Origin of the sequence: Kosakonia sp. R1.Fl, from assembly GCF_023516815.1 — a bacterium.
Lineage (GTDB): Bacteria > Pseudomonadota > Gammaproteobacteria > Enterobacterales > Enterobacteriaceae > Kosakonia.
Window position 1 is genome coordinate 4,552,343 of record NZ_JAMGSQ010000001.1, and the last position, 21,886, is coordinate 4,574,228.

The following is a 21,886-nucleotide window of genomic DNA, read 5'->3' on the forward strand; positions in this document are numbered from 1 at the left end:
GAGGTGACAATGATTGCCAGCAAATTCGGTATCGGTCAGCAAGTTCGCCACTCACTGCTGGGGTATCTTGGCGTAGTGGTCGATATCGATCCTGAGTATTCACTGGACGAGCCGTCAGCAGACGAACTGGCGGTGAACGACGAACTCCGCGCGCTGCCCTGGTATCATGTCGTGATGGAAGATGATGATGGTCAGCCAGTGCACACATATCTGGCAGAAGCACAGCTGACAAGCGAAATTACGGATGAGCATCCGGAGCAGCCATCCATGGACGAACTGGCGCGAACCATTCGCCGACAGCTTCAGGCTCCGCGCCTGCGCAACTAAAAATACCCCGCCAGATGCGGGGTATTTTTTATTTCGCCAGACCGAGCCGCGGGATCTCAATCGCCGGGCAGCGATCCATCACTACACTTAACCCCGCCTCACGCGCCAGCACGGCGGCTTGTTCATTAATCACCCCTAATTGCATCCAAAGCGTTTTCGCACCAACGGCAATCGCCTCTTGAGCAACTCCCCACGCCGCTTCCGAATTACGAAAAACATCCACCATGTCGATCTTTTCTGGCACATCAGCAAGCGTTGCATAACCCTGCTGCCCAAGAAGGGTAGTGCCTGCTACTTTCGGCGAGACGGGAATCACATGATAACCCTGGTCCAGCAAATACTTCATTACGCGATAGCTTGGTCTATCGGGTTTATCACTTGCTCCAACCAGCGCAATAGTTTGGGTCGACTGTAAAATAGCGGCAATATCGGTTTCTTTCATGTTTTCCTCCCGGCGATGTCACCAAAGTGTAAATCAAACAGATCCACTCGACCATTTTCGGATTTTTTTATTCACTTCTCTTGCAGCATCAGACGCTTCCAGTAATCTGTAGCGAAAACCACTGACGGAAGCGGATTATGGAATCAACCACTCGCACCTTACCCGTGCGCAAACATATTGCACTGGTCGCACACGACCACTGCAAGCAATCATTAATGAAATGGGTGGAACGTCACCAACCAGTACTGACCAAGCATGAGCTCTATGCAACGGGTACAACCGGAAATTTGATTCAGCGAGCAACCGGCCTTGAAGTCAACGCTATGCTGAGCGGCCCGATGGGCGGCGACCAGCAAGTCGGCGCGTTGATTTCAGAAGGCAAAATCGACGTACTGATTTTCTTCTGGGACCCGCTTAATGCTGTCCCGCACGATCCTGACGTGAAAGCTCTCTTACGTCTTGCCACAGTGTGGAATATCCCGGTTGCCACCAATTTATCTACCGCTGATTTTATTATCGACTCGCCGCAGTTTAATAACAGCGTCGATATCCTCATTCCGGACTACCAACGTTATCTCGCTGAACGTCTGAAATAAGTCCTGGCGGCCGCAGCGGCCGCCTTCGTTTCACGGTTTCCGCGCAACTGGCACATCCAGCGATTTTAACGTGTCGACAAAGCGTGACGGTTCATCTTTATCAAACAACAGCCAGACGCGATGGCGTGCGCGCGTCAATGCGACGTACAACAATCGCCGCTCTTCCGCATCCGGGAACTCTTCCACCTGCGGCAGCAAGGCTTGCTCCATAATGGATTCACGCGCCGGGGCAGGAAAACCATCCGCGCCCTCTTTCAGCCCCACCACAATTACATAATCCGCTTGTTGCCCTTTACTGGCGTGGATAGTCGTAAAATCGAGCTGAAGTTTCGGCCAGCGGGTAGCTGCTTTCTCCAGAACGGCAGGTTTTCCGTGATGATAACGGGCCAGAACCAGGATCCTGTCTTCCGGCGTTGCATATCCGCTGAGCTTATCTAATAGCGCATCCAGCTGATCCTGCGCCATCAGCGTCACTGCATTTTTATCGCCTGTTTTCAAACTATTCAACGGCTTTGCAAGTTGCCATGGGTTCTGCTGGATAAAGCGATTCGCCACTTCGCCAATGCGTGAATTGAAACGATAAGTCGTATCCAGCGCGCAGAGATCGCCTTCACCAAAATAGTCATGGAAAGCGGTGGTTAAGGAAAGTTGCGCGCCACTGAAACGGTAGATTGCCTGCCAGTCATCACCGACAGCAAACAGCGTCGTTTGTGAGTTTTGCTTACGCAACGCAGCCAGCAAAGCCGCGCGCTGCGGTGAAATATCCTGAAATTCATCAACCAGAATATGCTTCCATGGGCTAATAAAACGCCCTTTTTCAAGCACATTGATTGCCTGATGAATCAGCCCGGAAAAATCGACGGCGTTTTCAGACTTTAGCTCGGCTTTCCACGCTTTTAAAATCGGCGCCATCAGTTTAATGCGCTTACTGAACAGATCACGAACGTCATCTGGTGCGCCGGCGATCATCTCCGCCTGTGCACCACCATGCATACGCATCAGTCCAATCCAGCGATCGAGACGTGGAGCGATGCGGCGTTGCAATTTTGCATCTTCCCAAAAATTGCCTTCAGGAACTTCCCATTCCATCTCTTCTTCCAGCCACTGACGCCACCCTTTCGCCTGTGTTTTCTTTTCACTGCACTGCTGGCACCAGGTGTCTGTTAGCAAGGACAAGCGAGCCGACGTATCATTTTCCAGCTCGCTTAAAGCGGGCACTTTTTTGCTTCCCTGGGAGATGATATACAACGCCAGCGCATGAAAAGTGCGCGCGGTAATCTCTTCGGTATGTAGCCGTTGCTGGATACGCTCATCCATCTCCTGGGCAGCTTTGCGACCAAACGCGAGCAGAAGGATTTGATCCGCCGAGGCTTCGCCACGAGCCAGCAACCAGCCTGCTCGGGCCACCAGCACCGACGTTTTTCCGCTCCCCGCGCCAGCAAGCACAAGTAAAGAGTGCTCACCGTTGACCACGGCCCGCGCCTGCGCCGGGTTTAAAGGAGATGTTTCGACTTGCTCAAAAAAAGCAGCGTACTGAGCAACCATGGTTTCAGTATAAGTTTGATTGTGCTCTGTCCGGCGCTTCTCAACATCCGTCAGCCACGACTGGCACTGACGCCAAAGCTCACGGCAATTATCAAACTCCGCTAATCGGCTTGTTGGAATCGGCAATGCAGCAAACGCCTGCTGCAATTGCTGCTGTAGCCCCTGTAGTTGCTTGCGGGTAAGCCATTTCGTTGGCTCAATACGCCCGGAAATCAGCGCCAGTTGCTCAGATAAAACCCCGGCCGCGACCTCACTCATTTCCGCGCTCCACCGGTTCCAGCGCTCATTTAAGAGATGGTAAAAACGCTGTGTTTCACTCCATTCCGTTCCGTGAAGACGAACCACTTTGTTGTCGGCAAGCTGAAATTCCATTTCTCCCCACACCAACCCACGCTTGCATTCAATCGCCAACAACTGATTGAAAGGGATAAGGTATTCGTGTCTGTCACCTGCCACTTTAATGCCGGCGTTCAGAATGACTGCGCGATCATACGGGTGTTGCGCCAGACGTTTTCCCAGTGAGGTCGCTTTCAGTTCCATGACTTATCGTTCTCAACTTGTGACAATAATTGCCAGTTTACCTGCCAGAGAATTGGCGCTCCAGCCCAAATAATCGTTACAATTACCGGCATTCACTACCGACCAGTTTGTACTGAGGTTTTATGCGTACTGTTTTGAATATTCTAAATTTTGTGCTTGGTGGTTTCGCCACAACACTCGGGTGGCTACTCGCGACAATAATTAGCGCCCTGCTCATTATCACTCTGCCGTTGACGCGCTCTTGCTGGGAAATCACAAAGCTCTCATTTATCCCCTGGGGAAATGAAGCCATTCACATTGATGAACTCGAACCGCAGAGCAAAAACAGCCTGTTAAATGCAGGTGGAACAGTATTGAATATTATCTGGCTTATTCTGTTTGGCTGGTGGCTATGCATTATGCATATTACCGCCGGTATCGCGCAGTGTCTTACCATCATCGGCATTCCCGTTGGCGTCGCGAACTTTAAAATCGCTGCGATTGCACTGTGGCCAGTTGGCCGTCGGGTGGTATCTGTAGAAACCGCTCGCGCTGCCCGCGAAGCCAATGCGCACCGTCGTTTTCAATAATCGGATCGCTTGTCATTATGTTAAGTCCTCTGCTTCGCCGTTATACATGGAACAGTGCCTGGCTCTATAACGTCAGAATTTTTATTGCGCTTTGCGGGACTGCTTTGCTGCCCTGGCTACTCGGTGAGGTGAAACTGACCATCCCGTTAACGCTTGGCGTCGTTGCCGCCGCACTTGCCGACCTTGATGACCGTCTGACGGGACGCTTGAAAAACCTGATAATTACGCTGGTGTGCTTTTTTATTGCGTCTGCATCTGTGGAGTTACTCTTCCCGTGGCCATGGTTGTTTGCGCTTGGTCTTGTGACATCCACCATTGGTTTCATCCTGCTTGGCGGGCTCGGACAGCGTTACGCCACCATTGCTTTTGGTGCGCTGCTTATTGCGGTCTATACCATGCTGGGAATTTCCCTTTTCGAACAGTGGTATCAGCAACCACTGCTGCTATTGGCCGGGGCCATCTGGTTTAACTTGCTTACTCTGGTCGGACATCTGGTTTTCCCCATTCGCGCCCTACAAGACAACCTGGCGCGCTGCTATGAACAACTGGCGCATTATCTTGAACTAAAATCACGTCTTTTTGACCCGGATATTGAAGATGATAGCCAGGCACCGCTCTATGATTTAGCACTGGCGAATGGCCAGTTAGTGAACACGCTCAATCAAACCAAAGCCACGTTGCTCACGCGTTTGCGCGGAGATCGTGGGCAGCGCGGCACACGTCAAACATTGCATTACTATTTTGCGGCGCAAGATATTCACGAACGAGCCAGTTCGTCACATATTCAATACCAAACACTGCGCGAACACTTCCGTTACAGCGATGTAATGTTTCGCTTTCAGCGCTTACTTTCCATGCAATCGCATGCATGCGCTCAGTTATCACGCGCCATCTTGCTTCGCACTCCGTATCAACACGATTCTCGCTTCGAACGGGCATTTATCCACCTTGACGCGGCGCTTGATCGTCTTCGCGCTAATGGCATCACGCCGCAGGAGCATATGAAAGCACTTGGTTTTCTTCTTGATAACCTAAGGGCTATTGACGCTCAGTTAGCAACTATTGAATCCGGGCAACCACAGCCCTCATTATCAAATGACACTGAAAATCAGCTTTCGGACGATAGTCTGAGTGGTTTTAACGACATAAGGCAGCGGTTACGTAATAATTTGACGCCAGAATCCGCACTCTTTCGCCACGCAGTACGGATGTCGGTGGTGTTATGTATCGGTTATGCTTTTATCCAAATAACCGGGCTACAGCATGGTTATTGGATCTTACTGACCAGTCTTTTTGTCTGCCAGCCGAACTATAACGCCACTCGCCACCGCCTGACATTACGCGTAATTGGTACGCTGATTGGCGTTGCGATCGGATTGCCGGTACTTTACTTCGTTCCCTCACATGAAGGGCAACTAATACTCATCGTCATCACCGGCGTACTGTTTTTTGCATTTCGAACAGTGCAATACGCGCATGCCACGATGTTTATCACATTGCTGGTGTTGCTGTGCTTTAATTTGCTGGGCGAAGGATTTGAAGTCGCGCTTCCCCGTATTATTGATACGCTTATTGGATGTGCGATCGCCTGGGCGGCGGTGAGTTTTATCTGGCCGGACTGGCGTTTTCGGCACCTGCCCCGCGTCACTGAGCAAGCCTTCGACGCGAACTGCCGCTACCTTGATGCCATCCTTGAACAGTACCATCAGGGACGCGATAACCGGCTTGCTTACCGCATCGCCAGACGTAATGCTTATAACCGTGATGCGGAACTGGCATCGGTCGTTTCAAATATGTCTTCCGAACCCGGAACCTCACCTGAACGTCGCGATGCCGCGTTCCGTTTATTATGCTTGAATCATACCTTTACCAGTTATATTTCCGCGCTTGGCGCACATCGTGAGCAACTCACCCAGCCGGATATCCTACGTTTGCTCGATGATGCAGTCTGCTATGTTGACGATGCCCTGCATCACCTACCAGCAGACCAAAAACGTGTGCAGGATACCCTTGTCGATCTATCCCAACGCATTAAACACCTGGAACCGCGCCCGGATAGCAAAGAGCCACTGGTACTGCAACAGATTGGCCTGCTGATCGCTTTATTGCCTGAAGTGTGCCGTCTGAAAAACCAAATCACTCAATAAGGATTTGCCCCTTTATTCAACACCCCCTTAAACCACTCCATCAGTTCCCGGCGTCGAGGCGCCGGTAACGCAGCCTCGTGAAGCCCAACAATTGCGCCCTCTAGGGCCAGAAGCACTTTCGCGCTCAGGTGCTTATTTGTTTTTCTCAATCTAAGCCAACAAACTTTTGCCCCGAGCATCCGCAGTGTATGCGCATCCAGTACCCCCGCTTCATGGAGTTGAGCTTCAAGTTGAAAAGTAAGATTAGGCAGATCGCGCAATCGCATTCTGGCACTGCGCCGAACCTTATCACGCCGGGCAGCATCGAGTGAAAGTGACGAAAGTTGCAGAAGTAACGAGCGATCACGCCACAGGCTCTCGTTAACGAAGTAATAATTTAACGAAACCTGACGCCCGCGTTTGTTGAATATCAGCAAAGGAGCATCTTGCGTAACCGTGTATTGCGCACTCTCTTCACAAGCTCGAAGGTAGAGTTCCCCCTCGGCAACCATAGCGAAAACAGTTTTATCCACTGACAAGCTGTAACCGCCAAAATGAGCGCGGTGACAAATTGTTCCGAGAGGCATGAGGTATTCGCGCGACTGATATATCCGTTGATAAGATAGGTCTTCCATGATTTTTCCCTTATAAATCACGTAGTAAAAGCCAGTTTTAAATTAGTGAAACCACTACGCAGGAACATAGGCAACTGTGAGCAAGACGGCAAGCAAATTTTTCATTACGTGGCAGGGACAAAACAAAAATGCGAGATAGTTTCAGAAAATGAGGTTGATCTCTGAGCATGTAACGGTTACTGTATAAACATACAGTAACTCACAGGGCTGGATTGCTTATGTACACTTCAGGCTATGCTAATCGTTCGACAACACTCGCTTCTACACTCAACAAATTGAACCACGTTGAGCCTTCAAGCATCACTACCGGGCTGATTAGCGAAATGGTCTATCGTGAGGACCAGCCCTGGATGACACAGCTTCTTTTGCTGCCTTTGCTGCAGCAACTCGGGCAACAATCCCGTTGGCAGTTGTGGTTGACGCCTCAACAAAAACTCAGCCGTGAGTGGGTGCAATCCGCTGGATTACCCCTCACCAAGGTGATGCAGGTGAACCAGCTTTCTCCAAGCGTAACACTGGACTCAATGATTCGTGCATTACGCACCGGTAACTATAGCGTCGTTATTGGCTGGCATTCTGAAGAGCTCACCGCTGAGGAACATCGCCAATTAGCTATGGCGGCAGAAGAAGGCAATGCAATAGGCTTCGTTATGCGACCTGTACGCCACGATCCTCTGGCTGCGAGACAGCTTTCCGGGATAAAAATTCACTCGAATTTGTATCATTGAGTAAATTTAGGAGTTTTCCTAGGATATTTTTTGCGTAAGAGTAGGACTTCAAATTTATCGTCAAAATACAGCGTGAAAGCCTGTGTAGCGCGCTTTGTACGGAAATAGCCGTGGCGAAAGATTCATCAGAAGTGTTAAATATTGTGTATACAAAGCCTTTTTTTTCATATGCCTGACGGAGTTCACACTTGTAAGTTTCCAACTACGTTGTAGACTTTACATCGCCAGGGGTGCTCGGCATAAGCCAAAGATATCGGTAAAGATATCTGCAGAGTTGTCAGTGAGCAATGCCCCCGGTGAAGGATTTAACCGTGGCTTCTCTAAAGAGATTCCCATGGCGATTTTTGGATGATAACGAGGCGCAAAAATGAAAAAGACAGCTATCGCGATTGCAGTGGCACTGGCTGGTTTCGCTACCGTAGCGCAGGCCGCTCCGAAAGATAACACCTGGTATACAGGTGGTAAACTGGGTTGGTCCCAGTATCATGACAAAGGTGCGGTATGGCAGAACGATGGCCCGACCCACGAAAGCCAACTGGGTGCTGGTGCGTTCGGTGGCTACCAGGTTAACCCGTACGTAGGTTTCGAACTGGGCTATGACTGGCTGGGTCGTATGCCGTACAAAGGCGACACCGTTAACGGCGCGTTCAAAGCTCAGGGCGTTCAGCTGACTGCTAAACTGGGTTACCCGGTAACTGACGATCTGGACCTGTACACTCGTCTGGGTGGTATGGTTTGGCGTGCAGACGCTCAGAACAACCAGGGCTTCAAAGATCACGATACCGGTGTTTCCCCGGTCTTCGCTGGTGGTGTTGAGTGGGCAGTTACCCGCGATATCGCTACCCGCCTGGAATACCAGTGGGTTAACAACATCGGTGATGCAAACACCGTTGGTGCTCGTCCGGACAACGGCATGCTGAGCGTAGGTGTTTCCTACCGCTTCGGCCAGCAGGAAGACGCTGCTCCGGTAGTAGCTGCTCCGGCCCCGGCCCCGGCTCCGGAAGTACAGACCAAACACTTCACTCTGAAGTCTGACGTTCTGTTCAACTTCAACAAAGCGACGCTGAAACCGGAAGGTCAGCAGGCGCTGGATCAGCTGTATGGTCAGCTGAGCAACCTGGATCCGAAAGACGGCTCCGTAGTGGTTCTGGGCTTTACCGACCGTATCGGTTCTGACGCTTACAACCAGGGTCTGTCTGAGAAACGTGCACAGTCCGTAGTTGATTACCTGGTTTCTAAAGGTATCCCGGCTAACAAAATCTCCGCACGTGGCATGGGCAAATCCAACCCGGTTACCGGCAGCACCTGTGACAACGTGAAACCGCGTGCAGCGCTGATCGACTGCCTGGCACCGGATCGTCGCGTAGAGATCGAAGTTAAAGGTAGCAAAGACGTTGTAACTCAGCCGCAGGCTTAAGTTTCCGTCTAAAAAACCCCGCTCATCAGCGGGGTTTTTTATTGCCTGAAATAACAGCCTGGAATAATACGCACCTATTCTTTCCCGAGTAATGCCTGCAGGTCATGCTTCAGCGTAGACATCTGAGAGGCATACTTCTCCTTGTGTTCAGCATCTTCAATCAGCTGCACAATCGTTTCAGAAAGCGTTTTACCTCTGCGCTGCGCTAACCCAGCCAGACGCTGCCAGACCACAAATTCCAGATCGATCGATTTTTTGCGCGTATGCTGATGTTCGGCGTTGAAATGCCGCTTGCGGCGGGCGCGAATAGTTTGCTTCATCCGGTTAATCAATGCCGGATTGATATGCTGCCCAATCCAGTCGTTGACCTGTACGGGTTCATTTTCGAGTGTCAACAATAAATCGACCGCGTCTTTAGCGGCACTGGCTTCAATGTAGCGCGTGATTAATTCCCCTTCACGATGCTTTTTTACCAAATACTTCCATTTCCAGCCGCTTTCGAGATTTTCCAGTTGTTGATATTTCATTGCGCTCTCAACGTGACCGTGTAACTCAGTTCAGAATATCAGTTTTTTCCAACTCTGCTGAAAAGAAATCACGGCCTCGTTTAGGCCAATAGTGTTCGCGTCGCGAAAGCGTGTAATCAATGTGTGCTGTTGGAGCGTTTACGGTATAATCGCGCCTTTGACATCAGACTAAAAAAACGACTTTGACCATTACAAAACTTGAATGGAACGACCTGGTTCCTGATACCACCAGCTATCAGGAAGTGTTTGAATCGTCCGAATTAGCCCGCGAAACGGACTTCTCCCTGGCCGATACGCAACCCCGATTACAGTACGCGCTGGAGCAATTGCTCTATCCGCAGGCGACGTCACGCTTTTTGCTGGCTAAAGCGCCAGAAGAAGCCGAATATCTTGCGCTTATCGCCAGCGCCACCGAAATGCTCATCCCCGAAGCCCGCCCATTTTCTGGTGGCCAATATCATGTCAATGGTTCCGCGATTCACTTTGAACCTTCGGCTGATGCTCAGGCAAATTTTATCGGCAACAAGCCTACCGCGATCGCTGACTGGGTAGAGGCAGAACAACTTTTCGGCTGCCTTCGCCAGTTTAATCAGGAAATCACGTTACAACCCGGCCTCGTCCATCAGGCAAACGGTGGGGTATTGATAATTTCCCTACGTACTCTTCTTGCACAGCCACTTTTGTGGATGCGTCTGAAAACCATGGTAACGCAGCGCCGTTTTGACTGGGTTTCCTTTGATGAATCGCGCCCCCTGCCGGTCATTGTGCCGTCTATGCCAATGGATCTCAAAGTCATCCTGGTGGGTGAACGTGAATCACTGGCGGATTTCCAGGAAATGGAGCCGGAACTCGCGTCGCAGGCCATTTACAGCGAATACGAAGAAACGCTGCAAATTGCCGATGCCGAAACGATGTCCATATGGCGTCAGTGGGTCGAGCAAACCGCACGCGATGCGCACTTGCCTGCCCCTGCAGCTGATGCATGGCCAAAGCTAATTCGTGAAGCCGTCCGTTACACAGGCGATCAGGAAACATTACCACTTTGCCCAATGTGGTTGTCGCGGCAACTGCGCGAAGTGGCAGCGATGTCCACCGATGAAACCTTCAGCGGGGAAGAGTTCCAGACAATGCTTGCTCAGCGAGAGTGGCGTGAAGGCTTCCTGGCGGAACGCATGCAGGATGAGATCCTGCTTGAGCAAATCCTGATCGAAACCGAAGGAGAACGCATCGGCCAGATCAATGCGCTGTCCGTTATCGAGTTTCCGGGACATCCACGTGCCTTTGGTGAACCCTCGCGAATCAGTTGTGTGGTACATGTTGGCGATGGCGAGTTTAACGATATTGAACGCAAAGCTGAGCTGGGCGGTAATATCCACGCCAAAGGCATGATGATCATGCAAGCGTTCCTGATGTCGGAACTGGAACTGGAACAACAGATCCCCTTCTCCGCCTCACTGGCTTTTGAACAATCATACAGCGAAGTCGACGGTGACAGCGCATCAATGGCTGAACTGTGCGCATTAATCAGCGCGCTATCTGAAGTTCCGCTTAATCAGAGCATTGCGATCACAGGCTCGGTGGATCAATTTGGTCGCTCCCAGCCGGTCGGCGGGCTGAATGAAAAAATCGAAGGCTTCTTCGCTATTTGTCAGCAGCGCCAGCTCACTGGCAAGCAAGGGGTGATTATTCCCTCGGCAAATGTACGCCATCTCTGCCTGCAGCAGGAACTTCTGGATGCTATTCAGGCGCAGCAATTTTTCATCTGGGCAGTAGATGACATGATGGATGCGCTACCCTTATTAACGGGTTTGCCGTGGGATGCCGAAGGGCAAAACAACCTTAAGCAACTCATCCAGGAACGTATCGCGCAGGCAACACAGCAGGATGCGCGCCACCGCTTCCCGTGGCCGCTTCGCTGGTTGAACTGGTTTATCCGAAACTGATCGGACTTGTTCAGCGTACACGTGTTAGCTATCCTGCGTCCGAAACTACAAATAAGGCTTACTGAGAACATGGTAGATAAACGCGAATCCTATACAAAAGAAGATCTTCTTGCCTCTGGTCGTGGCGAATTGTTTGGCGCAAAAGGCCCGCAATTGCCGGCACCGAACATGCTGATGATGGACCGTGTGGTCAAAATGACTGAAACCGGCGGTAACTTCGATAAAGGCTATGTTGAAGCTGAGCTGGATATCAACCCGGATCTGTGGTTCTTTGGCTGCCATTTCATTGGCGACCCGGTGATGCCAGGCTGCCTCGGCCTTGATGCAATGTGGCAACTGGTTGGTTTCTATCTGGGCTGGCTCGGCGGCGAAGGAAAAGGTCGCGCGCTGGGCGTAGGCGAAGTGAAATTCACCGGCCAGGTGCTGCCAACGGCGAAAACCGTGACTTACCGTATTCACTTTAAACGCATTGTAAACCGTCGTTTGATCATGGGTCTGGCAGATGGCGAAGTGCTGGTTGATGGCCGCGTTATCTACACTGCTGCGGATCTGAAAGTAGGTCTGTTCCAGGATACGTCTAATTTCTGATACCAGGTTACCCACCCCGGTAAAGGCGAAACCTCCGCAATGCGGAGGTTTCTTTTTTAAAGAGACAGAATCAGGCAATGACTGCCCTGTCCTCCATGGCCTCCCGCCAGCCTCCCAGCCACTCGGACCTTTGATTCAGGGTTTGGTAGGGACACATTTCCTTCGGACGCCCGGTAATACCAGCCTGATAACCACGTTGATGTGCCCGTTCCAGGCGATCGCGTTTTTGTCTCTTCATGCCTCGTTTCCCTCATTATTTGATCTGGTGGAAAAGAAAACAGTGGTCACTTAATGCGCAACCACAGGTCACAAATACCTTGAATAGACTTCGTCGTCAATGCGCAAAATTCACGCCAGTGTCATAAATGTGAGCTACACAAAAGTTCATTTGTACAAAAAATGTGAGCCAGCACAACTAATGGTTTGTACTGAAACATAAAAAAACCGCCATAGATTTTGTCTATGGCGGTTTTTACAGACTTTAGATTTACTTATGGCAGACGATTTAGCGCATTCGCAATACTGACAGCCTCTTGCTGCCAGCCCTGAGCCAGCATTTTCACCATTTCATCATAGCCATCCTGCTGCTGTTTCAGCTCAATATGAAAGGGGCGCTTAATCAGTTGTCCCTGGTGTTTAAGTAACCATTCGCCGCTTACAATCACTCGCCCATCATAGCGACCATGAAAACCGGTCACGGTTACGTTTAGCGTATCTTGTTCACTGCCTAGCGGCTGCGATGCGACCACCCAGCCAGGCAGTTGATTGCTCAGATTGGATACCAGCGTGTTACGCAGTTGCTGATCGAGCGGACTGGCCCACAAATTGTTCGTAGCAATGACATATTGCACATCGCTGGTCTGGTACACCACGCCATTCCCCGCGAGAAAATCAGGTACCGAGACCTGCTCTACCCATAACTGACGATTCCCCTGGTTTTGCCCGGCCATCGCCTGCGCCTTTACTTGCGACGGCGAAGGAAGCTGATAGTAGCTTTTGTTATCACCGCTGCTACTGCAGGCTGTCAGCAACAGCGCCAGTATCGCTAATGCGCTCCTTTTCATTCTTTTGCCCTCTTCGGCTGCGGATCGGGTTTCCCTTTCGCTTCAAATACCAGCGCGTTGCTCTTATCGTTGAGCGTTTTCAGCACCGGTTGCAGTTCACGCAATACCTGATCGAGGCGCTGCATATCCGCCACCATTTTATTGTAAGCGGCGGAACCCGGCTGGAAGCCCTGCATACTGCGGTTAAGCTCTCGTAGTGTGCTCTGCATATCTGCAGGCAGTTGCTGCATCGACTGGCTGGCGGTCAATTTGTTGAGGTTATCCAGCGTCGTTTGCAGACGTTTGAGCGTTTGCTGGCTTTCAGATAACGTGCTCGTCGCCTGCTGGATCATCGGATTCAACGGTAAGTTGTTGATTTTATCAAGCGTATCCATTAACCGTTGTTGGATCTGCGCCAGTCCACCACTCACAGTCGGGATGATGGGATAGCCAGCGAACTCGTGCATGCCACTGATCGCCGGGGCATTATTGTAAAAGTCGAGATCAACATACAGGGCGCCAGTAACGATATTACCGGTCTTCAACGAGCCTCGCAGACCACGCTTCAGTAGCTCATTCAGATGTGCGCTCATATCCGGATCTTCACCCAATTGGTTCGCCAGACGTTCAGGCTCAATACGGATCAGAACCGGAATACGGTAATCATCATTCAGCGCCTGGCGCATACCTTCCGTAAAGAACGGCACCTTGCTCACCGTACCAAGACGGATGCCGCGGAATTCAACCGGCGCGCCGGGTTGCAAGCCACGGATAGAATCTTTAAAGAACATCAGATAATCAACGTGTTCGGTGTATAGCGAATCCTGAATACTGCGCTGATCGTCATACAACTTAAAAGCGCTGTTTTCCGCCACTGGCTGCCCCAAATCCAGGCCATCTGGCACATCGAAGCTGACACCGCCGCCAAACAGCGTCGTCAGCGAACCCATCTCGACGCGCATCCCGGCGGAGGTGAGATCGACAGCAATCCCGCTGTCTTTCCAGAAACGCACATTGCTGGTCACCAGCCGATCGTTCGGCGCGTTAATAAAGAGCTGATAGCTCATGGTCCGTTTTTGCGTATCGAAGGTGCTGGTTTCCACCGAACCTACGCGATAACCCCGGAACAACACCGGATCGCCTGCGGTTAATTGCCCCGCTTTATTACTGTCAAGGATCACCCGGATACCTTTCGCATCCGGCGGGGCCAGCGGCGGCGAATCGAGCAAGTTGTAGCGCTCCGGCGCATTGCCTTTTACACCGGGCTGAAGTTCAATATAGGCACCCGAAAGCAGCGTACCAAGCCCGCTGATACCTTCGCGACCCACCTGCGGTTTCACCACCCAGAATACCGAATCATTATGCAGGAGCTTTTCCATGCCGGAATTGAGCCGCGCTTTGATTTCAACATGGGTAAGATCATCGGTCAGCGTCGTACTCTCCACTACGCCAACGTCCACGCTGCGGCTTTTAATCGTCGTTTTACCACCGACAATTCCTTCGGCGTTATTGGTGATCAGGGTGACTTCCGGGCCTTGATGGCTGTAATGATAGAAAAGGATCCAGGCCCCAATCAGTGCCGTCACAATCGGGAAGATCCACACCGGTGACCAGTTTCTCACCTTTTGCACCCTGGCTTCCCCACTCTTATTCTCCATGCTTTAACGACTCCTCATGGTGCGTTTGTGGCTCGCGATCCCAGCTCAGACGCGGGTCGAAAGTCATTGCCGCAAACATCGTGATAATAACGACCAGCGCAAACATCAGCGCACCCATCGCAGGATAGATATTCATCAGCCCCCCCATCCGCACCAGCGCAGACAGTACGGCAATAACAAACACGTCGATCATTGACCAGCGCCCAACGAATTCCACTATTTCATAAATAAAATGCATGCGTTCGCAATCGCGCTTTCCGTGCCCTTTCGCATCAATACACAGCCAGGCGATGCCAATCATTTTCAGCGTCGGCACCATAATGCTGGCGATAAAAATCACTAACGCAACCGGATACGACCCCTCGCTCCACAGCAAAATCACCCCGGCCAGAATGGTCGACGGCATGCGGTCGCCCAACAGGTCGGTCACCATGATGGGCAAAATATTGGCGGGCAGATAGAGCATGATGGCGGTCATCAGCAGCGCCAGCGTCCACTGAATACTGTTGCGCCGACGTGCATGGCCATGAGTATGGCAACGTGGGCAAACCGGCTGGTCAATCGCCACTATCGCCGTGCAGCAAGGGCAGGATCGCAGCCCCTGGCGGATACCTGGTACACCGACATGCAGCGGCTGCGCAACAGCTGGCGCTGGCGCAATGTCGTCCCACAGCCAGTGGCGGTCTACGCATTGAAACGCCCGCAGTTGCAGCAGACAGAACAGGCACCAGGGAATGAAACTGCTGCCGATACCAATATCGCCATAAGCCATGAGTTTGACGAAACTCACCAATACCCCGGCGAGAAAGATCTCCGCCATCCCCCAACTCTTCAGTTGAAATAACACGCGGGCAAGACCAATTTTCAGGCGAAAATCCATCGGCACGCGATTAACCAACAGCGGGATCGTCACCAGGCAAAACGCCGGCACAAACTGCACGAACAACAGAAAGAAAGTGCCAAGGCTGGCGTAATCTTCCGAGAACATCACACCAGGGATTTCCAGCAGCGTCACCTCGCTGGCAACGCCTGCTACTTTCATGTTTACGAAGGGAAAAAGGTTGGAGAGCAATAGCATAAACAGCGCGACGATAGCATACGCAGTGGGACGCTGCCGCGGCGCGTCCCACTCGGTCGCAAGCGTTGTCCCACAACGCGGGCACGCCGCTTTTTGTCCATGTTGCAGCGGCGGTAACGCCACCAGCATGTCACATTGCGAACAGAGAATGTGGCGAGTGGCGTGGTGGTGTTCACACATACAGGCTCCCTTTATGCGCCGTTTTTCAGAGCCTCCAGATACTCCCAGCGTTCAAACGCTTCCTCAAGCGCTTGCTCCGCCGAAGCCATATCGGCTAAGACTTTCTGCGTATGGTCGTGCGGCTGGCTAAAGAAACTGGCATCGGCGACCTGCGCTTGCAAATCCCCAAGCTGTGCTTCCAGTTGTTCCAGCTTTTGCGGTAATTGTTCCAGTTCACGCTGCAGGTTATAGCTTAGTTTGTTACTGTTGCGTTTGACAGTTTCTGCTTTGGCTACCGGCACTTCCAGACTTTTTTTCGCGGCGTCCTGCTTTTGCATCTGCGACGCCGCCTGCTGACCACGGGCATCGTGATAGCCGCCAACATACTGACCAATCTGACCTTCGCCTTCGAAGATCCAGCACTCGGTCACGGTATTATCAACGAACTGACGATCGTGGCTCACCAGCAGAACCGTCCCCTGATAGGCGTCGATAAGCTCTTCCAGCAGCTCCAGCGTTTCAACATCCAGGTCGTTGGTTGGTTCATCAAGAATTAACAGGTTACTGGGTTTCAGGAACAAACGCGCCAGCAACAGTCGGTTACGTTCCCCACCAGAGAGCGCACGTACCGGCGTCATCGCCCGTTTCGGATGGAACAGAAAGTCCTGCAAGTAACCCAGAATGTGGCGCGGCTTGCCATTCACCAGCACTTCTTGCTTACCTTCAGCAAGGTTGTCCATCACCGTTTTATCCGGATCCAGTTCGGCGCGGTGCTGATCGAAATAGGCCACTTCCAGTTTGGTGCCGACATGGACACGCCCGCTATCGGCTTTGAGTTGATCCAGCATCAGTTTCAGCAGCGTAGTCTTACCGCAGCCGTTCGGGCCAATCAGCGCGATTTTGTCGCCGCGCTGCACTTGCGTGGAGAAATCGCGCACCAGCACTTTGCCATCGATGCCGTAATTGACGTCTTCCATCTCGAAAACAATCTTGCCGGAGCGGGAAGCTTCTTCTACCTGCATCTTCGCGCTGCCCATCACTTCACGGCGTTCACTGCGCTCGCGGCGCATGGCTTTTAACGCGCGGACTCGGCCTTCGTTACGAGTACGACGCGCCTTGATGCCCTGGCGGATCCACACCTCTTCCTGCGCCAGCTTGCGATCAAACTCCGCATTTTGCAGCTCTTCCACGCGCAGGGCTTCTTCTTTCTCCAGCAGATACTGATCGTAGTTGCCCGGATAGGAAACCAGCTTGCCGCGATCGAGGTCGACGATACGCGTCGCCATATTGCGAATAAACGAACGATCGTGAGAGATAAAGATGATGGTGCCGCCGAAAGATTTCAGGAACCCTTCCAGCCAGTCGATAGTTTCAATATCCAGGTGGTTGGTTGGTTCGTCGAGCAGCAGCACACGCGGACCGCTCACCAGCGCGCGCCCTAACGCCGCTTTACGCAACCAGCCGCCGGAAAGGGCGGAGAGCGACATATCCGCCGTCAGCCCCAGCTGCGCCAGCACTTCATTGATACGGTTTTCCAGTTGCCACAAACCGTGGTGATCTAGCATCTCCTGTACACGCGCTAACTCGGCGAGGTTTTTATCGCTCGGATCGCTCATCACCAGATGGGAAACCTCATGGTAGCGCTTGAGATACTCGGCCTGCTCTTCAATCCCTTCAGCGACAAAATCGTAGACGCTGCCGGTAACATTACGCGGCGGATCCTGTTGCAGGCGTGCCACCACCAAATCTTGCTCATACACAATGCGACCATCATCCAGGTTAACTTCCCGGTTGAGGATCTTCATCAGCGTTGATTTCCCCGCGCCGTTACGCCCGACAAGGCACACGCGTTCGTTTTCTTCGATATGCAGCTCAGCATTATCGAGAAGCGGCGCATCGCTGAATGACAGCCACGCGCCATGCATACTGATTAATGACATTTATTTATCCTTTCAGGCTGCGGTAATCAGCCAGCAGTTGTGGATCTGACGGTTGCGGGCAAAATCCTGCGACTGCGTTTTTTGGGTGATTTCTTGTGCTTTAAGACCCAGTTTCGCCAGCCCGTCGAGATCCATACGGAAACCGCGTTTGTTATTGGAAAACATGATCGTGCCGCCCTTACGCAACAGGCGTTTGAGATCCTGCATCAGCGCCATATGGTCGCGCTGTACATCAAAAGACTCTTCCATACGTTTGGAGTTGGAGAAGGTCGGCGGATCGATAAAGATCAGGTCGAACTGCTCATCAGTATCGCGCAGCCACGCCAGGCAGTCAGCCTGGATCAGGCGATGCGCACGACCGCTCAGACCATTAAGGCGCAGGTTGCGCTCGGCCCACTCCAGATAGGTACGTGACATATCCACCGTTGTCGTCGAGCGCGCACCGCCCAGACCTGCATGCACACTGGCGCTGCCGGTATAAGAGAAAAGATTCAGGAAATCTTTGCCTTTGCTCATTTGGCCGAGCATACGGCGCGCGATACGGTGATCGAGGAACAGACCGGTATCAAGATAATCGGTCAGGTTGACCCACAGGCGAGCGTTATATTCGCTCACTTCCATGAAATCACCCTTTTCATTCATTTTCTGATACTGATTGTTGCCCTTCTGCCGTTCACGGGTTTTCAACACCAGCTTGTTTGGCGCAATCCCCAACACATGAATGGTGGCCGCAATGATATCAAACAGGCGCTGACGCGCTTTTTGCGCATCAATCGTTTTCGGTGCGGCATACTCCTGCACCACCACCCAATCGGCATAGCGATCGACCGCGACGTTGTAATCCGGCAGATCGGCATCGTACAGGCGATAACATTCGATACCTTCCTGACGCGCCCATTTTTCCAGCTTTTTAACGTTTTTGCGCAGGCGATTCGCGTAATCTTCCGCCATTGCCGGCGCTTTCGCTTCGCCGGTATTTTCCGCCAGATGGTAATTTTTCTGCACGCAATCCAGCGGGCCGTTTTTCGCTTTGAACTGGCGCTCCGCGCGCAATTGCAGGCAGTTCAGCAGATCAACCGAGGCGCTAAACAGCGACAGATTCCAGCCGCCAAATTGCGCTTTCAGCAGACGGCCCAGCAAGCTATGCAGCGCGATCAGCGCCGGTTCGCTCTCCAGACGCTCACCATACGGCGGGTTACTGATCACCGTACCGTACGGCCCTTTTGGCAGCGGGTTGCTCAGCTCGGCAACATCTTTGACCTCAAAAGTCACCAGCTCGCCAATCCCGGCGCGTCGGGCGTTTTTACGGGCGATATCGATAACGCGCGCGTCGCTGTCTGACCCATAAAAATGGGCGGCGTAATTCGCCAGCCCCGCGCGCGCGCGCGTTTGCGCCTCGGCTTTCACCTCTTGCCACAGCGCTTCATCGTGCTGTGCCCAGCCACCAAAACCCCAGTGGCCGCGGTGCAGACCCGGCGCGCGATCGGTCGCCGCCATCGCAGCTTCAATCAGCAGTGTCCCGGAACCGCACATCGGATCGAGCAGCGGCGTGCCTGGCTGCCAGCCAGAACGCATCACGATCGCGGCGGCCAGGTTCTCTTTGATCGGCGCCATCCCGGTGCGATCGCGGTAGCCGCGCAGGTGCAAACCTTCGCCGCTCAGATCAAGGGAGATATTTGCCGTATCCTGGTTCAGCCAGACATTAATACGCAGATCCGGCATCTCACGTTCCACATTCGGACGCGGCAGGTTTTTGCGGGTAAAGCTGTCGACGATCGCATCTTTGACTTTCAGCGCGCCGTACTGGCTGTTACGAATTTCATCGTTCAGGCCGCTAAAATGGACGGCGAAGGTTGCGCCCGGATTAAACATCTCTGTCCAGTTGATCGCCTGCACGCCGAGGTAGAGATCAAGATCGCTGTAAACCTTGCACTCCCCGAGCGGCAGCATAATGCGCGAAGCCAGACGACTCCACATCAGGCTCTGGTACAGGAGCCGCGTGTCCCCTTCAAAATGGACACCACCCTGAACCACCCGGCACTCAACGGCACCGAGTTTTTCCAGTTCAGTTTTTAACAGCTCTTCCAGCCCGCGGGCCGTACTGGCAAACAGAGAAATCATAATGTCACTTACACTCAACGAAAATTGTTGCGCATTATAGCTAATCTGGCGTTCATGTCATAAAGTTGAGGGCTAATTTTCATCAGACAGGGGGAAGACGTGCCAACGCTTTCACGTCTTTTTATTCATCCGGTAAAATCCATGCGCGGTATCGGCCTCACGCATGCGCTTGCCGATATCAGCGGCCTCGCTTTTGACCGTGTATTTATGGTCACGCAACCCGATGGCACTTTTATTACCGCACGACAGTATCCGCAGATGGCGCGCTTTACGCCCTCACCGTTAACCGATGGTTTGCACCTGACCGCACCGGATGGCAGCAGCGCGGTCATTCGCTTTGCCGATTTTGCGCCCGACGCCGCGCCCACGGAAGTGTGGGGAAACCACTTTACTGCCCTTATCGCGCCCGACGAAATTAATCGCTGGCTGAGCGGCTTTTTTGCGCGCGAGGTGCAGTTGCGCTGGGTTGGACCTGAATTAACCCGCCGCGTTAAACACCACGACGACGTACCGTTATCTTTCGCCGATGGTTTTCCCTATCTGCTGGCTAACGAAGCCTCGCTGCGTGATGTACAAAACCGTTGTCCGGCCAGCGTGAAAATGGAGCAGTTTCGCCCCAACCTGGTGGTAACAGGCGCGCAGCCGTGGGAAGAGGACAGCTGGAAAGTGGTGCGTATTGGCGAGGTGGTTTTCGACGTCGTGAAACCGTGCAGCCGCTGCGTGTTCACTACCGTCAGCCCGGAGCGCGGGCAAAAACACCCCTCCGGTGAACCTCTCGCCACCTTACAGCGTTTTCGCACCGCGCAGGACAACGGTACCGTCGATTTCGGCCAAAACCTGATTGCCCGTAATAGCGGTGTGATCCGCGTTGGCGATGAAGTGGCCGTGCTGGCAACGGCGCCGGCGAAAATATACGGCGCAGGCGAAGCCGAAGAGGCTGTTGAACAGGATGCGCAACCCGCAGGCACGGTAGAAATCAACTGGCAAGGTCAAACATTTCGCGGCAATAACCAACAAGTGTTGCTTGAACAGCTTGAAAATCAGGGGATTCGCGTGCCCTACTCGTGTCGCGCCGGGATTTGCGGTTGCTGCCGTATTCGCGTAGTGGAAGGTGAAGTCAGTGCGCTGAAGAAATCAGCGGTTGCGCCGGATGGTTCAATTCTCTGCTGTAGCTGTGTGCCGAAAACATCGCTGCGACTGGAGGCTTAAACCGCCTGTTCGAGCTGAATTGCGTTGGTATGCAGCTGTGGTTTGAGGCGATCGTTCATAATTTTAATCGCGTCGCCCAGTTGCATGGTGCGCCCGGCAATCACCACGCCGGGTTGCGCCAGCAGACACAGCGCAGCATTCTCACCCGGTTCAACCACCAGCAGATTCACACACTCTTGCGTATCGCTCAGCCAGACGCAAGCGCCTTCGCCCGTAACAGGCGTCCACAGGGAATCATGCGTCATAAAGTGCCAGCTTTTCGGCATTTGCGGCTTGAGGAAGCGAATCGCTACCAGCGCGTTAAGCACCAGTTCAGCGCGTTGCTCATGGGATAACGGCAAATCGCGGCATTTTTCATCAAAGGAGAAATAGAGCGCAGCATCATCAACGCAAAAACCAGACGGTGAGAAAGCGTCTGGCGTCAGCATCTTACGGGCAAAACGAGAGCGAAATAACATGCCATTGGCTAAATCGAGCATCATGCGATCATGCTCATCATCAAAATACCAGCGCCAATTATCGTCAGGTTTAATTCGCATTTTCCTCTCCCCTTCCCCTAAACATCCTGTCGCTTTTTCATCCTGTTTGCCGCCTCGTTTATTACCTAAATAATAAAAGACTAAAATGTTTAAATTAGCAACAGTGGTGGAATATAAAACAACCAGGGCGGGAAATAAAGCCCTGGTTGCGCAGGA

Annotated in this window: 20 protein-coding genes; 9 read left to right on the top strand and 11 right to left on the bottom strand. The window is 52.5% G+C overall.

The window, feature by feature from the left end; all coding sequences use genetic code 11:
- Nucleotides 1-9: 9 nt before the first annotated feature.
- A complete protein-coding gene (hspQ, locus tag M8Q36_RS21560) occupies nucleotides 10-327 on the top strand; it encodes a heat shock protein HspQ (protein ID WP_017456235.1) in 318 nt (105 codons plus the stop codon).
- Nucleotides 328-355: 28 nt separating this feature from the next.
- Here hspQ and M8Q36_RS21565 read toward each other — a convergent pair whose 3' ends face one another.
- Entirely contained in the window at nucleotides 356-769 is a 414-nt protein-coding gene (locus M8Q36_RS21565) for a CoA-binding protein (RefSeq protein WP_017456234.1), read from the bottom strand.
- A gap of 137 nt (nucleotides 770-906) precedes the next feature.
- Between M8Q36_RS21565 and mgsA the strand changes: the two genes are divergently transcribed.
- Nucleotides 907-1,365 (top strand): methylglyoxal synthase, encoded by a 459-nt coding sequence (gene mgsA / locus M8Q36_RS21570; protein ID WP_249882317.1) that lies wholly within the window; start codon nucleotides 907-909, stop codon nucleotides 1,363-1,365.
- A 30-nt stretch (nucleotides 1,366-1,395) separates the two neighbouring features.
- On the opposite strand, the gene helD is transcribed toward mgsA, so the two are convergent.
- Nucleotides 1,396-3,450, bottom strand: a complete 2,055-nt coding sequence (helD, locus tag M8Q36_RS21575; RefSeq protein ID WP_249882318.1) for a DNA helicase IV — start codon at nucleotides 3,448-3,450, stop codon at nucleotides 1,396-1,398.
- 122 nt (nucleotides 3,451-3,572) lie between these two features.
- Between helD and M8Q36_RS21580 the strand changes: the two genes are divergently transcribed.
- Complete coding sequence (locus M8Q36_RS21580; RefSeq protein WP_249882319.1) at nucleotides 3,573-4,019, top strand: YccF domain-containing protein; 447 nt, start codon at nucleotides 3,573-3,575, stop codon at nucleotides 4,017-4,019.
- Nucleotides 4,020-4,036: 17 nt separating this feature from the next.
- Nucleotides 4,037-6,166 (top strand): YccS family putative transporter, encoded by a 2,130-nt coding sequence (gene yccS, locus M8Q36_RS21585; protein WP_249882320.1) that lies wholly within the window; start codon nucleotides 4,037-4,039, stop codon nucleotides 6,164-6,166.
- Here the strand turns inward: yccS and M8Q36_RS21590 are convergent.
- Nucleotides 6,160-6,780 carry a TfoX/Sxy family DNA transformation protein gene (locus tag M8Q36_RS21590; RefSeq protein ID WP_249882321.1) on the bottom strand — a complete coding sequence of 207 codons (621 nt, stop codon included), beginning with the start codon at nucleotides 6,778-6,780 and terminating at the stop codon, nucleotides 6,160-6,162. The genes yccS and M8Q36_RS21590 overlap by 7 nt on opposite strands.
- A 218-nt stretch (nucleotides 6,781-6,998) precedes the next feature.
- Between M8Q36_RS21590 and sulA the strand changes: the two genes are divergently transcribed.
- Together sulA and ompA are read left to right on the top strand one after the other, a co-directional pair.
- Nucleotides 6,999-7,508, top strand: coding sequence for an SOS-induced cell division inhibitor SulA (sulA, locus tag M8Q36_RS21595; protein WP_020457271.1), 510 nt, complete (start codon nucleotides 6,999-7,001; stop codon nucleotides 7,506-7,508).
- A 367-nt stretch (nucleotides 7,509-7,875) separates the two neighbouring features.
- A complete protein-coding gene (gene ompA, locus M8Q36_RS21600) occupies nucleotides 7,876-8,925 on the top strand; it encodes a porin OmpA (protein WP_017456226.1) in 1,050 nt (349 codons plus the stop codon).
- 74 nt (nucleotides 8,926-8,999) lie between these two features.
- Here the strand turns inward: ompA and matP are convergent, their stop codons facing one another.
- Complete coding sequence (matP, locus tag M8Q36_RS21605; protein WP_065368857.1) at nucleotides 9,000-9,452, bottom strand: macrodomain Ter protein MatP; 453 nt, start codon at nucleotides 9,450-9,452, stop codon at nucleotides 9,000-9,002.
- 182 nt (nucleotides 9,453-9,634) lie between these two features.
- Here matP and M8Q36_RS21610 point away from each other — a divergent pair, with 182 nt between their 5' ends.
- A complete protein-coding gene (locus tag M8Q36_RS21610; protein WP_249882322.1) occupies nucleotides 9,635-11,395 on the top strand; it encodes an AAA family ATPase in 1,761 nt (586 codons plus the stop codon).
- Between the two features lie 69 nt (nucleotides 11,396-11,464).
- Entirely contained in the window at nucleotides 11,465-11,983 is a 519-nt protein-coding gene (gene fabA, locus M8Q36_RS21615; protein WP_131411023.1) for a bifunctional 3-hydroxydecanoyl-ACP dehydratase/trans-2-decenoyl-ACP isomerase, read from the top strand.
- Nucleotides 11,984-12,053: 70 nt separating this feature from the next.
- Here the strand turns inward: fabA and rmf are convergent, their stop codons facing one another.
- The 6 genes from rmf to rlmKL all read right to left on the bottom strand — a co-directional run bounded on the left by rmf (nucleotide 12,054) and on the right by rlmKL (nucleotide 19,982).
- The gene (rmf, locus tag M8Q36_RS21620; protein ID WP_017456222.1) at nucleotides 12,054-12,221 is read right to left on the bottom strand and encodes a ribosome modulation factor; all 168 of its coding nucleotides are present in this window, start codon (nucleotides 12,219-12,221) and stop codon (nucleotides 12,054-12,056) included.
- A 253-nt stretch (nucleotides 12,222-12,474) separates the two neighbouring features.
- Nucleotides 12,475-13,047 carry a membrane integrity-associated transporter subunit PqiC gene (gene pqiC / locus M8Q36_RS21625; protein WP_249882323.1) on the bottom strand — a complete coding sequence of 191 codons (573 nt, stop codon included), beginning with the start codon at nucleotides 13,045-13,047 and terminating at the stop codon, nucleotides 12,475-12,477.
- A complete protein-coding gene (gene pqiB, locus M8Q36_RS21630; protein ID WP_017456220.1) occupies nucleotides 13,044-14,684 on the bottom strand; it encodes an intermembrane transport protein PqiB in 1,641 nt (546 codons plus the stop codon). Before pqiB ends, pqiC begins: the two co-directional genes overlap by 4 nt.
- Nucleotides 14,674-15,942 (bottom strand): membrane integrity-associated transporter subunit PqiA, encoded by a 1,269-nt coding sequence (pqiA, locus tag M8Q36_RS21635; protein ID WP_249882324.1) that lies wholly within the window; start codon nucleotides 15,940-15,942, stop codon nucleotides 14,674-14,676. Before pqiA ends, pqiB begins: the two co-directional genes overlap by 11 nt.
- Nucleotides 15,943-15,953: 11 nt before the next feature.
- Nucleotides 15,954-17,861, bottom strand: coding sequence for an ABC transporter ATP-binding protein (locus M8Q36_RS21640; RefSeq protein ID WP_249882325.1), 1,908 nt, complete (start codon nucleotides 17,859-17,861; stop codon nucleotides 15,954-15,956).
- Between the two features lie 12 nt (nucleotides 17,862-17,873).
- Nucleotides 17,874-19,982, bottom strand: coding sequence for a bifunctional 23S rRNA (guanine(2069)-N(7))-methyltransferase RlmK/23S rRNA (guanine(2445)-N(2))-methyltransferase RlmL (gene rlmKL / locus M8Q36_RS21645; protein ID WP_249882326.1), 2,109 nt, complete (start codon nucleotides 19,980-19,982; stop codon nucleotides 17,874-17,876).
- Between the two features lie 99 nt (nucleotides 19,983-20,081).
- Here rlmKL and M8Q36_RS21650 point away from each other — a divergent pair, with 99 nt between their 5' ends.
- Nucleotides 20,082-21,191 (top strand): YcbX family protein, encoded by a 1,110-nt coding sequence (locus tag M8Q36_RS21650; protein WP_249882327.1) that lies wholly within the window; start codon nucleotides 20,082-20,084, stop codon nucleotides 21,189-21,191.
- On the opposite strand, the gene zapC is transcribed toward M8Q36_RS21650, so the two are convergent.
- Entirely contained in the window at nucleotides 21,188-21,730 is a 543-nt protein-coding gene (gene zapC / locus M8Q36_RS21655) for a cell division protein ZapC (RefSeq protein WP_249882328.1), read from the bottom strand. The genes M8Q36_RS21650 and zapC overlap by 4 nt on opposite strands.
- Between the last annotated feature and the right edge of the window lie 156 nt (nucleotides 21,731-21,886).